Source organism: Aeromonas sp. sif2433 (genome assembly GCF_019218705.1).
Classification (GTDB): Bacteria; Pseudomonadota; Gammaproteobacteria; order Enterobacterales; family Aeromonadaceae; genus Aeromonas; species Aeromonas encheleia.
The window spans coordinates 394,269-407,294 of record NZ_JAHUXD010000002.1; the positions used below are offsets into that span (position 1 = coordinate 394,269).

General features: G+C 63.3%; 7 protein-coding genes. 2 read left to right on the forward strand and 5 right to left on the reverse strand.

What is annotated here, in order from left to right; genetic code table 11:
- Positions 1–96: 96 nt before the first annotated feature.
- From KW825_RS04800 to KW825_RS20655, 4 genes are all read right to left on the reverse strand, one after another.
- Positions 97–2,427: an Ig-like domain-containing protein gene (locus KW825_RS04800; RefSeq protein WP_218328412.1), complete on the reverse strand. Its 2,331-nt coding sequence runs from the start codon at positions 2,425–2,427 to the stop codon at positions 97–99.
- Between the two features lie 286 nt (positions 2,428–2,713).
- A complete protein-coding gene (locus KW825_RS04805; protein WP_256353766.1) occupies positions 2,714–3,571 on the reverse strand; it encodes an aldose 1-epimerase in 858 nt (285 codons plus the stop codon).
- A complete protein-coding gene (locus tag KW825_RS04810) occupies positions 3,568–5,019 on the reverse strand; it encodes a sugar porter family MFS transporter (protein ID WP_218328414.1) in 1,452 nt (483 codons plus the stop codon). The genes KW825_RS04805 and KW825_RS04810 overlap by 4 nt, the downstream gene beginning before the upstream one ends.
- A gap of 71 nt (positions 5,020–5,090) precedes the next feature.
- The gene (locus KW825_RS20655) at positions 5,091–8,369 is read right to left on the reverse strand and encodes a DUF5107 domain-containing protein (protein ID WP_218328415.1); all 3,279 of its coding nucleotides are present in this window, start codon (positions 8,367–8,369) and stop codon (positions 5,091–5,093) included.
- A gap of 119 nt (positions 8,370–8,488) precedes the next feature.
- Here KW825_RS20655 and KW825_RS04820 point away from each other — a divergent pair, with 119 nt between their 5' ends.
- Positions 8,489–9,703, forward strand: a complete 1,215-nt coding sequence (locus tag KW825_RS04820) for an ROK family transcriptional regulator (protein ID WP_256353767.1) — start codon at positions 8,489–8,491, stop codon at positions 9,701–9,703.
- Between the two features lie 185 nt (positions 9,704–9,888).
- Complete coding sequence (locus KW825_RS04825) at positions 9,889–10,170, forward strand: hypothetical protein (RefSeq protein ID WP_218328416.1); 282 nt, start codon at positions 9,889–9,891, stop codon at positions 10,168–10,170.
- 338 nt (positions 10,171–10,508) lie between these two features.
- Here KW825_RS04825 and KW825_RS04830 read toward each other — a convergent pair whose 3' ends face one another.
- Entirely contained in the window at positions 10,509–12,533 is a 2,025-nt protein-coding gene (locus tag KW825_RS04830) for a bifunctional 2',3'-cyclic-nucleotide 2'-phosphodiesterase/3'-nucleotidase (protein WP_218328417.1), read from the reverse strand.
- Positions 12,534–13,026 lie beyond the last annotated feature (493 nt).

Sequence of the window (13,026 nt, forward strand, 5' to 3'; positions counted from 1 at the left end):
GCTCCGGATGCTTGTCCCTCACGGGCGGTCGGCATCGGCCGTGTCGCCCGTCTGTTCGCGGCTCGATCAGATGAGCGCGACTGATACTCCGCCGGATTAAGGGGTCGGCTTGACCAGGGTATCGAGCCCGCTCACCACCAGGGTGCCCCTGCCTCCCGTCATCTTGTGGAAGTTGGTGCCCTGCTGGGAGGGGTTGTCGGTGCGGGCCAGCAGGGTGGCGCCGTTGTTGTAGTTCTGGATCTCGGTGGCGGTAAGCGGCCGATCCGACAGGATCAGCAGCAGAGTACGAAACTCCTTCTGCGCGCTCGCGGCGTCAGGCACCCTGGGCTTCTGGTCGGCCGGGATCAGCTCGTAGGCGGCCAGGCTGGCGGGATCCGTCATCTCGGACGACTCCATCAACCCCATCAGGTAGAGCTCGATGTCGGCGAAATTGGCGCTCACGTTGTTCAGCTGCCCGACGATGCCCAGCCAGGGCGCCCAGTGGCCGGTGGCCGGCGGCACCACCCAGTTCGCCCAGCGGTGGGCCATCTCGTGCAGTATGGGGCCGTAGGTCGAGGTCGACAGGTACCTTTTCGCGTACAAAAACCAGATGCCCTGCAACTTGCCATCCGAGTGAAACTCCGCCGAGCTATCAAACATGCCAAGGCCGATGCCCGCCACATCGTTCCTGACGTGGGCGTACTCGCCGGTGGGCATATCTACAGGGGTCGTGGGAACCTCCTCGTTGTTCATCACCACAGTGATGAAGTCAAACTCGTCCCGGAACTGCTCGTAGACCCGCCCGCTCAGCTCCCTCAGGGCGCTCTGTCCCTCGGGCGAGTTGATGGAGGTCGCATTCCAGAATGCGAACTCCGCCTGGCTCAGCTGCAACGAGGCGATCTGGTTATACCGCGGTTCTATGACGATGGGTGCCACGGGTGCTATCGGCATCACAGTGAGCTGCGCCGCCGTACTGGTGACGCCGGCCAGGCTGGCGGTGATGAGCGCCAGCCCCTCGCTCAGGCCGTGGGCCTCTCCCCGGCTGCCATCCACGTTGCCGATAGTCGCGATGGTGGGGGCATCGGAGTACCAGATGGTGGTGGCATCGCCCGTCACATCCCGGCTGCTGCCATCGGAGAGGGTCGCCATGGCCTGGAACTGCAGCCGGTTCCCGATGGACAAGGACGCCGCTGGCGGCGTGACCGCCAGACTGGTCACCACGGCGGATGACACTGTCACCGGGGCAGAGGCACTGAATGGCATGCCCTCGACAGTACCGCTCGCCGTGATGGTGGCAACGCCCGCCGTTTGCCCCGTCACCAGCCCCTTGCTGCCCTCGAGGTTGCTGACGGTCGCGATCTCGGGTTGGCTGCTGTGCCACTGGACGAGGGGGTTGTCGGTGACGTCGAACGATGTCCCGTCGGACAGATGCGCCACTGCAGTGAAGGCAAGCTGCAGCCCCACCGGGACTGTCCCGTCCGTCGGTTGCAGCTCGAGCCGGGTGACGAAGGCCGAGCTTACCCTGAGCTGTTCGGTCGCATCGAGGGGTACCCCGTTGATGGTGCCGCTCACCCTGATGGTGCTGCCGCCCTGCGCCAGTCCAGTGACCAGCCCGCTGTCGCTGATGCTCGCCACCGCCGGATCGCTGCTGCTCCAGCTCAGGGCCTCATGCTCGGTCACATCGATGGGGGCACTGCCATCCGACAGGCTGGCGAAGGCGCTCAGTTGCGCACTCATCCCCACCGGCAGCGGATCTTGCGGGGCATGGATATCCAGCCCGGTGATCACCGCATCCGTCACTTCCAGCGGGGCGGAGGCCTGGAGCGGCTCGCCATTGACCATTGCGACGGCCTCCAGGGTCAGGGTTCCGACCGCCAACCCGGTGGCCAGCCCCTTGCTGCCCTCCTCGTTGCTGACCAGCGCCAGACTGTCGTCACTGCTGTACCAGCTCAGAGCCGAGGCGTTGGTCACATCCCGCGACTGGCCGTCTGAAAAGCTGGCGGTGGCCACGAAGGCCTGGCTCAAGCCCACCGGCACAGTGGCGCTGGCCGGGGTCAGCTGCAGCCCGGTCACATAGGTGTCGATGACCTCCACCCTGGCGGTGGCGCTGTAGGGTTCACTGTTCACCGTGGCAGTCGTGGTGATGACCGCCGTGCCCGGGCTGATCCCCTTGGCGAGGCCATGCTCATCCACTGTCACCACGGCGGCATCGCTGCTGCTCCAGACGACGTCGGGGTGCTGGGTCACGTCCTGCACCGAGCCATCCTCCCAAGTCGCCTGCGCCTGGAACTGCTGCTCGAAACCGACGGGGACCCTGGCCTCCCCCGGGCTTATCTGCAACGAAGAGAGGGGATGACCATCCCCCGTGGAGCCTCCCTCATCGTCATCACCACAACCCAGCAGCGCCAGGGCCGCCAATCCTATCATCAAGCACTTAGCCAACTTCATTGCCACTCCTTCCTCTCTCACTCCCTTGCCCGGACCACTCAGGGTGAGCCGGGGCCGCCTGTCGCCGCGGCTGTTTTTACCTGGCGCGGAGTAGAGCAACGGGGCCTGTCGTCGTCCACCGAAAGCCACGGCAGATACAGGCTGCGTTAAGAAAGCGTCAACAAAAGGTTGCGCCTGGCGCGGCAGCCCGCTGACGGCCTGCCCTGCACCCACCCAGGCCCTCGCGTCGGCCCCAAAGGTTGAGGCCCTTGCGGGCCTCGAAATGGGGATGGGACGAAGCGCCGACTCATGGCGTCGCCAGCAGGCTGATGGTCATGCCGAGGCTCATGCGATCGCCGCGCGCCAGCAGCCGCAGACCGGGATGACCGGCCATGTGATGGGCGTTGGCGGCGTGACTCTGGGGCTCAAGGCAGACGAAGCCACTGCCCTCGTCGGGCTGATAGAGCATCAGGAAGCCGCCATCGCTGGAGATCTGCAAGCGTTGATAGCGGCCCGGATGCTCGATCTCGGCCTGCCCGCGCCAGCCGCCATAACAGTGGTTGAGCCACCCTTGCGGCCGCCGCCACTGGCGAAAGTCGAGGTTGGGCGCCAATGCGCTGCTCCAGTGGGTCGGCAGGTGATCCGCTCCCTCCTGCCAGACCCCGCTGGCCAGAAAGCGCAGCCGGGTCTGCTCATCGCGCCAGAAGAAGGGGTGAAAGCCCGCACCATAGAGGCAGGGCGCCTCCCCCAGATGGGTCAAGCCGATGCGCGCCACCAGGCTCGGCCCCTGCAGGCGATAGTCGATCTCCGCCAGATAGTGAAAGGGGCCGTTATGGCCGGTGAGCTGCAGCGTCACCGAGCTGCCGGTCTGCGCCACCGTCTGCCATGGCCGCAGCCACCCCTCCCCGTGCAGGAAGAAGTCGGGATCGGCGTCGCTCTCGGGCAGGGGCTGCGCCTCCCCCCACAGCTCGAAGCCATTGCCCGCCACCCGGTTGGCCAGCGGCAACATGGGAAACAGGGCGCTCTGCCCCGGCTGCCAGGGAGCCTCGGGGTCGGTGTCCCGCAGCAGCGGGCGCCCTTTGTCATCCTCCAGCCCCAGCAGGCAGGCCCCCTGGGTTGAAACCCGCATCCGAAGATGCGGGTTGCTCAGGCTGTGCACCCTCATGCAGAGGTGCTCGCCTTGGTCTGGGTCAGCTCCACCTTGCCCTGGGCCAGCTGGGCTTCCAGCGCCTCCAGGGTCACGCCCTTGGTCTCGGGCACCTTGCGGTAGATGAAGATGAGGCCGGCGAAGCTGATGAGGCCATAGAGCAGGAAGCTACCCGCGGCCCCCAGTCCGGCATTGAGCAGCGGGAAGGTATAGGTCAGCACGAAGCAGGCGATCCAGAGCGCCAGGGTGCCCGCCGACATGGCCAGACCCCGCACCCGGTTCGGGAAGATCTCCGAGAGCAGCACCCAGGTGACCGGCGCCAGGGTCAGGGCATAGATGGCGATGGCCGCCAGCACCAGCAACAGCACCGGCAGGCCCAACACGCCGCTAGCGTAGGCCGCCGCCATCATACCGTAAATAATGGTGAGACCGGCCGAGCCGATCAGCATCAGCTTGCGGCGGCCGATCTTGTCCACCATGGGCAGCGCTATCAGGGTAAACAACAGGTTGATGAGGCCGGTGGCGACGATGGACTTGAGGGTGCTGTCGATGTCAAAGCCGGCGGAGGCGAAGATCTCCTGCGCGTAGTTGAAGATGACGTTGATGCCGCACCACTGCTGGAACACCGCCAGCACTATGCCGATGATGAGGATGGGGCGCACCGAGGGTTTGCCGAGCTCCGCCAGGGACACCTTGTGGGTCTCCCCCACCAGGGTCTGGCGGATCTCGGCCAGGGTCTGTTTGGCATAGACATCACCGCCTATCTTGCTCAGCATGCGGGACGCCTTCTCATACTGCCCATCCTTGGCCAGCCAGCGGGGGGATTCCGGCACGAAGAACATCAGCACCAGAAACGCCAGGGCGGGCACCAGCTCGGCGCCGAACATCCAGCGCCAGCCGGACTGACCATTCCAGGTCGCCAGAATGTCGGCCTGGGTCGCGCTGCTGGCCACCGGATCGGCGATCATCAGGTTCACCAGCTGGGCGGCCAGCACCCCGATGACGATGGTGAGCTGGTTGATGGCCACGAACTTGCCGCGCCTGTCGGCCGGGCTTATCTCGGCGATGTACATGGGGGAGAGCGCCGAAGCGAGACCTATCCCGATGCCACCTATGATGCGATAGACCACGAACAGATCGAAGTTGCCGGCCGCGGCCGTGCCCCAGGCCGAGATGGTGAACAGGACGGCCGCCAGGATCAGCGGCTTCTTGCGGCCAAAGCGATCGGACGACCAGCCGGAGATGGCGGCCCCCAGCACGCAGCCCACCAGCGCCGAGCTCATGGCCCAGCCGGACTGGGCCGGATCCGTGATGGCGAAATAGGCCTCATAGAAGGGCTTGGCCCCGCCTATCACCACCCAGTCATAGCCGAACAGCAGGCCACCGCAGGCGGCCACCAGGCAGATCATCCAGATGTAGCCCATATTGAGCCCACCCGTATCCATTTGATTTCGCGAACTTTTCATGACTCACTCTCGCTATCTTGTGATTGTAGGGTACTGGGGCGCTCCGCACCGTGGCGGAGCGCCGGTTTTTGTTATGAGTGGAGCTGAGATTGGCGGCAGAGCAGGCTGAACAGGTGCCCCTTGTCATGGGCCGGGTTCAGGGCGAGCAGCTCGCGCAGGCTCTGCTCGCCGCGCGCTTGCTCCCCCAGCCCCAGCTGGCCGAGGGCCAGCACCAGCAGGCAGTGCTGGCGGTGTTTGTGCTGGGGATCGTCGTCGAGCACGATGAGATCGGGCAGGGAGACGGCGAAGAAATCCGCCCCGACCCGCTCGTCCATGGCCTGCCCGGCCCAGGCCACCATGCCCTCGAACAGACGCTGCGCCTCCTGCTTGTGACCGAGGCGGGCCAGCGCCATGCCCCGATAGAAGAGGTAATCCACCGGCTGATCGTTGTAGTAACGGCTGGCCCCCAGCTCACCCTGACCGAGGCAGGCCTGCCGCAGACATTGCTCGGCCAGACTCTGCTGGTCGCAGGCGAGGTGGCAGAGCGCCAGCAGGTAGTGGATGTCGTTGTCGCTCTGCCCCACCAGGCGCCCCTCCCCCAGGTTGAGGGGATAGTGCAGCGCCTGCTGCAGCAGCGGTATGGCCTGCTCATGCTGCCCTTGCGCCATCAGTGCCAGTGCCCGGCGCTGCTGGTTGATGAGGTACTGGCCGGTGACCCTGCCCTCGCCCCCTTCCCAGGGGTGGAACTGGCGCAGCCGCAAGATCTCGGCCGCCGCCTCCAGTCGACCCTCGATGTGCTGGAGGCTGAGCAGCTCGGCGGTCAGATCGTCGCGCTTGAGGGCCACCTCCCGGTGTGCCTCCAGCAGCGCCAGCCGCTCGGCGGGTACCATGGCCATGCGCTTGTGCAGCTGATCCAGCTCGAACAGCAGGCGGGCATCGTCCGGCTTGAGCGCGAAGGCGCGACTCAGGCACTGCTCGGCCGCCGCCAGATCGCCGCTCTTGTTGAAGTGATAAATGCCGAGGTTGCGCCAGGCCGGGGCAAACTCCGGGGTCTGCTCGCACACCCCTTGCCACAGGGCGATGGCCGGCTCATAGCGGCGCTTGCTGTAGTGGAAGCAGCCGAGCAGGTAACGGGCGAAGCCGCTGTGGGGCAGCCGCTCGAGCATCGCCACCTCCCCCAGGGTGTTGGGGAAGCGCACCTTGCTGGCAAAGGCCCGCTCGGCCCGTTGCAGCAGCCCCTCTTGTTGCTCCCCTGCCGGCAGCAGGCTGGCCTGGAACAGCAGTGGCAGGCTCTCCTCCACCGGCAGTGCCACCAGCAGCGCCATCGCCAGCTCGGGACGACCCAGCTCCAGCAGGTTGCTCGCCAGGAAGCAGAGGTTCACTCCACGGCCGTTGCACAGGGCCCGCAGCGCCTCGAGATCCACCCCCTGCTCGCTCCCCTGCCAGCGCAGGAAGGCCAGCTGATAGTGGAGCGGGTAACGGACTCGCTGCTCGTCTATGTAGGCGAGGGCCGCCTCCCGCTCGCCGCACTCCAGCAGCGCCAGCCCCTTGAGGGCGATGGCGCCGTAGTGGGTACCGTTGACCGCCAGGCTGCGCTCGACAAATTGCAGCGCCTGCACCGGATCGCGGCGCACCATGGCGATGCGGGCCAGGCCGAGGAAGCCGGCATCCCGGCCGTTGCCGCTCCAGGTCGCCTTGTGGAAGTCGTCGAAGGCGGCGTCCAGCAGGCCTTGGCGCTCCTCGATATGGGCGCGCAGCAGGCTGGCCTTGCCGCACTGGGGGTTCTTGTTGAGGCGGTGGGCCCGGGTCAGCGCCTGGTTGGCATACGCCAGCGCCTGCTCATAGTTGGCGCGGTTGTATTCCAGCGTCGCCAGCGCCAGGTTGCAGCGATAGTCGCCCCCGTCCAGCGCCAGCGCCCGCAGGTAGTAGTCAAAGGGGGAGCGGCTGGCGTGCAGGTACTGCTCCAGGTGCTGGCCGATGAAGTAGAGCTCATCGACCGAGTCGAGATCTGCCGCGGCCAAGGGCGCCGAGGCCGGATCCGGCAAGGCCTCGCCGGCCGGTAGATGCTCTAAATAACTCAGCACCGGTTGGCCCTGCTCATCCAGCAGGCGCACTTGCAGGCGCCCCTCGCCGGTGAGGGCGAACGGCTCAAGCCAGGCCTGACCCGGTTGCAGATCGAGGGACTGACTGAGCAGCACACCGCCCTCGTCACTCACCTCGAAGCGCGCCCCGCACAGCGGCGCCACCGCATAGACGCCGCACAGCAGGCCGTCATCGGTGCGCTCCAGCTTGATAGCGGCGCGGGTGTTGGCGTTTTGCAGGGTGCCCAGGGTGTTGTAGGGCAGGAAGTTCTGGACGAACACCTTCTCCTCCCCCGCATCCAGCCAGGTGAAGTCGGGCTGGTTGTCGGTATAGACCCCGGTCATCAACTCGATATAGGGGCCGTTGTCGTCGGTCAGGTTGCGATCCCAGGCCAGGCCAAAGTCGCAGTTGCCCCAGCTCCACTGCTTCTTGCCGGGGGAGACGTGGTGATCCGCCACGTGCAGCAGGCCGCCCCGCTCGCCATGGCAATAGGCGCCGACGAAGTCGTAGTCGGACTTGTCCGCCATGTAGGAGGTGGGTACCGGGATGTTGCGGTAACGGGAGATGTCGACCCCGGCGGAGTAATCCACCTTGTAGTAGGTACCGCGGGCGATGGGGAAGGCGCTCACGTCGCGCTTGCCGTGGTCATAGACGGCGGTGACATCCGGCGGGAAGACGCTCTGGTGATCGTCCCCGCCCTTGACGGCGGGGTTGGACCACCAGAGGAAGTGGCGCGGGGTGTCGTTGCCGTTGAACACCTTGCCGGTGATCTCGATCAGCGCCTTGTCCGGGTAGAGCGTGAAGCCGGCCATCACCTGCAGGCCGCGCATCGCCTCCACCTCGCCGAGCCAGACGGTCTTGGCGCCGCCCTCCCGCTCCTGGATGCTGACATCCACCGGCATGAAGGTGGTGGGCCTGTGGTGCTGGGGCCAGTTGAACTCGATGCCGCCGGAGATCCAGGGCCCCACCAGCCCCACCAGCGCCGGCTTGATCACCTCGTTGTAGTAGACAAAGTCGCGCTGCATCACCTTGTCGTAGGCGCGGTGGATGCGACCCCCGAGCTCCGGCAGCAGCATCACCTTGATGAAGTCGTTCTCCAGCCAGACCGCCTGATAGGACTTCATCTGCTTCTGACCGGTGAGGGTGTCGATCACCCCATAGGGATAGACGGCCCCCGAGGAGCCCTGATAGACCCTCTTCTCGAGAAACATGGGGTTGGGATCTTCGGCACCGACCTCGTAGGTCGGCAGGGTGACGGCTTCGACCCAGACTCTTACATCAGCTCTCATCAATCTCGCCTCATTCAACATTTATTAGTAAACGTTTGGATGAGGCCAGTTTAGAATGGTCATTACAGCGATTTTTGCTTAAAGATCACGCAATACAGTAAGCGGAGTTTAGTGAACAGATGATCGTCGGCCTGAACAACCAGAAAGTCCGCCACCACAACAAACAGGTGTTGCTGGCGCTGCTCTACCAGCTCAAGGAGGCGAGCAAGTCCACCCTGGCTCGCCACTGCGAGCTCTCCATCCCGGCGGTCAGCAAGATCCTCGACGAGCTGGTGGCCGATGGCGCCATCAGCCACAGCGAGCAGAACCTCTCCCTGCGTGGCATCAACGGCGGCAGCTACCGCATCGCCAGCGGCAAGGGGGCCATCCTCTGCCTCAACATCAGCCCTACCAGCCTGGAGAGCATACTGGTGGACAACCTGATCACCCCGCTGGATGAGTTCAGCGGCCAGAAGATAGCGCCGCAGACCCCGGATGAGCTGCTGCGCCTGATCGAGGCGCACTACTACCAGCACAAGCGCCGCCACAAGGGGCTGGTGATCCGGCTGGCGCTGGCGGTGCACGGCCAGGTCAACCCGGCCACTGGGGTCTCCCAGACCATGCCGCAGGCCCCCTGGCACGCGCCGGTCGAGCTCAAGTACCTGCTGGAGGAGCGCCTCGGCTGCGAGGTGATGGTGGACAACGACTGCATCATGCTGGCGCTGGCCCAGAAGTGGCAGGGCCGGGAAGGCGGCGGGGATTTTTGCGTCATCAACGTCGACTACGGCATCGGCTCCGCCTTCATCATCAACGGCCAGATCTACAGAGGCGCCCTGTTTGGCAGCGGCCAGATAGGCCACACCATCATCAATCCGGACGGCAGCGCCTGCGCCTGCGGCCGCTACGGCTGCCTGGAGACGGTCGCCTCGCTGTTTGCCATCAAGAAGCGGGCGAGGGTCTTTCTCAAACAGCAAGCCAGCGCCGACAACCCGGCGCCGGCGGGCGGGGAGCTCGACACGGCCCAGTTGCTCGCGCTCTACCATCAGGGGGATGCCATGATCCGCGCCCTGGTGGACGAAGGGGCCCGCGCCATTGGCCTGAGCCTCTACAACTTCCTCAATATCCTCAACATCAACCGCATCTACCTGTATGGCCGCAGCTGCGACTTCGGCGAGCCCTGGCTGCAGACCATCATCAGCCAGACCGGCGCCAACCCCTTCGACTGCAGCGACGCCGTCAATGCGACCCAGCTGCGCTTCGGCGAGCTCAACCGCGCCCAGCAGGTGATGGGCATCGGCTATCTCTACGTGGAGCGGGCGCTGGCGCGGCGTGACGCGGCAGGCTTTAGCCAGTGACGCTTCTTGCCCCGACAGATGATGCCGGCTTCAACCAGGGAAACTTGCCGCCCCTTCCCCCGGCAGATAACCCGGCAGATAAAAAGTGAGCCCGCTCCCGATTGCAGAACTCCGTATGGGGAGTAGGAGAGCCAAGTGGAGAGGAATATGATGAGCGCGCCATCCAGAACAGGAGCCAGCGCATTGTGACAACCCAGCGTGAACAGCAAAAACAGAGTGAACAGCAGGAGCAGAGCGAAATCCATCGCTGCGACAAGTGCGGGGAGCGCACCAGCCATATAGTGGTGCTGGTCGCCCGCGACCACAGTCAGGACATCATGCCCAAAGACCCGCGCAAGGCCTTCTGGCAAGCCTTTCGCACCAGCACCCTCACCAACTGGGCATTCGGCTCGTCCCTCGCCTATCAGACTACCCATGTGCGGCATCTGATCTGCGAGCGCTGCGGCGAGAAATTTCTCGAGTATTGAGCTGCTTTCCAAGCGCCATGTCACAAAGTGGCTGGCGCCTCTGCGGTAACTCGAGTCAGAACAGCCATGCCCTATCGGATCATTCTCAGGTAAAAAGCTGCAGGCTGGGTGGCTGGAACTCTGGGGCGGTTGCCTTGCCTGATAAAAAGGTGAAGGGTCTTGAACTTGTCTTCGTGAAAGTGAGATTACGCTGCGCGAATAGAGCCTACTGCCCTGCTGAGTTCATCGCGCGCATCAAATGACATCTGCGACAGCAAGGGATAACGGGAACAGACCCGGAGCGGGCAGTGGCGCCACAGGGCAGGAGAAAGAAAAGGCGGCCCAAAGGCCGCCCGGCATTACTGACCTAGCAGCTGGTAGACTGCGTGATTGATAAATTTAGGATCGTTGGCCACCACGTCCTGGACGTGCTTGAGCGTAGGGCCTGCCAGCTTCTCGACCTCGGGATTTGGCGAGGAGTAGAAGTAGACCTTGGTCTTGGCGGGCAACGGCTTGAGATGCCAGTTGTTATCGGCTTTGACCTCGAATCCGTCCGGCTTGTCATTGGTCAGCTGCTTCACATAGGCAGAGAGCACTTCACGTGTCTCCATCGGATCTTCGTGCACCAGTGCCTGACCATTGATGCCTGGGAAGCTGCCACCACCGCTGGCGCGGTAGTTGTTGGTGACCACGTAGAAGTTCTGCTTGGGATCGATCGGTTGGCCTTTGTAGGTGAGCTGGCTAATGCGCTGGCTGTCGCTGACCTTCTTGCCATCCTGGTTGTAGCGAGCAGGCTGGGTAACATCCACCTCGTAGCTCACCCCTTTGATCGCATCGAGGTTGTAGGGGCGGAAATCGTCAACCACCAGCCACTGCGCCTGATCGGATGTCGGGTCGATCTGACGATACTGGACGGCACTCTTCTCCAGCCACTCTTTCACGGTGGCGCCATCGACTTTCACCACCTGCAAGGTATTGGGGAAGACATAGAGATCCGCGACATTTCGCCCGGAGATGTCGCCCGCCTGCACCCAGGTGTAGTCGTTGGGACCGTTACGCCCGCCACGGAAGGGCGCCGCCGCCGACAACACAGGCAGGTCCTCCTTGAGGCCGCAATTAAGTCCGTTCTGCGTCAGGCACTCCGCTTTCATCTGCTCGACGTGCCACTGCTGGGCATCGCTCACGATCTGAATGGAGGCGTCATCCTGCGCGACGGAGAAGAAGCTCTGGATGGGTGAGTTCAGCTTGCCGATAGGCAGGCTCAGCCACTCAATGGTCTCATCGTGAACGGTCTGGATTAGGTTCACGACACCCTGATCCTCGTCGCCGCTCGGCAACGCTTTGACCTTGCGCAGTTCGGAGTGACTATCCGCCACCTGCCAGCGCCCATCCTGATAGGTCAGCTTGAGATCGATGATGCCAAGGTGGTTGCCGGTCACCCCGGGCATGACGGCCGGAACGCCGGCAATTTTGCCCGTTTTGTTATCCACTTTCTCGATATCGGGATACTCGCCAGGGAAGGCCTTGTGGGCATGGCCCAGCAGCAGGGCATCCAGCCCCTTCACCTGGGCAAGATAGATGGCGGCGTTCTCCATCAGCGGCTCTTGCGGTGTGCCGGTAATACCGGAGTGCGCAGCAATGACCACCAGATCGGCCCCCTTGGCGCGCATCTCGGGAATGTAGTGCTCGGCGGTCTCGACCATATCAGCCACAACGACCTTACCTTCAAGGTTGTGCTTGTCCCACTGGAGGATCTGGGGCGGGTTCATCCCCAGCACGCCCACCTTGATGGTCTGCGTCTTGCCGTTGGCATCTTTTACCTGACGATCCAGCAGCACATAGGGCTTGAAGTGGTGAGGCATGGCATTCCAGTCGATCTTGCCGTCACTGCCGCGCTTGAGCGTGTTGCCATCGAAGACGTTGGCGTTCACGACCTGATAATTGGCCCCGGAGAGAGTTTTCGCCAAATACTCGAGGCCGTAGTTGAACTCGTGGTTGCCGAGGTTGCCCACGTCATATTTCAGCTCGTTAAGCACCTTGATGGCGGGGTGACCTGCCGACTTGTTCAGATAGTCGGAGTCCTCTTTGTATTGGGCAAAGACGTAATCCGACAGAGGGGTGCCCTGGATCAGGTCCCCGTTGTCGATCAGCAGGTTGTTGCCGTTCTCATCTCGGGCTTGCTTGATCAGCAAGGCCGTGCGGGCAAGCCCCAGTGAATCATCGCGCTTGTTCTGGTAGTAGTCGAAGCTCAGCAGGTTGGAGTGGACGTCAGAGGTCTCGATGAGCCGCAGGTTGACATCGCCAGGGGTGCTGTCGTTACTGCTTTGACATCCGGATAGCGCAAGCAGTACCGCCACCGCGCTCAGTTTGAGAGTGAAGTGCATATTATTTTTCTCGTTTATTGTTAGTGCCAGTCGAGACATACTACCGCCTGCTGAGGTGTATATCTGTGATCCAGGTGGGTTTACAACCAAGGCCACCACATTAAAATTCACAATTACTGACATGCTCAGCATTTTAAACTAACAGGTGCAACGATCATCTCGCGCCAGCACGATCTACTGCAGGGAACCTCCAGATTTGCACATACAAGAGGTGCCTGACCGCTTCCTGTCTCCTTGCCACCGCACCCCGCGGCGCACTTCACTCCGTTCATTTCGCCCTGTGTCTTTATCTCTTTTTTGCCTGTGCACTTGCCCCCTCTTCTCCTCCCATCATTTGCCTTGCCAGTGCAGACCCGTCCCCCGACCATCAGCCGCATAAAAATCCTAACTATCCCGGCAAAACAGGAGATATTTGTGAGAAAGGTCACATCAGGCCGCACCATTAGACCACATGTAAATCCAGACCTTGATGGCGATCAACTTATTGATATGG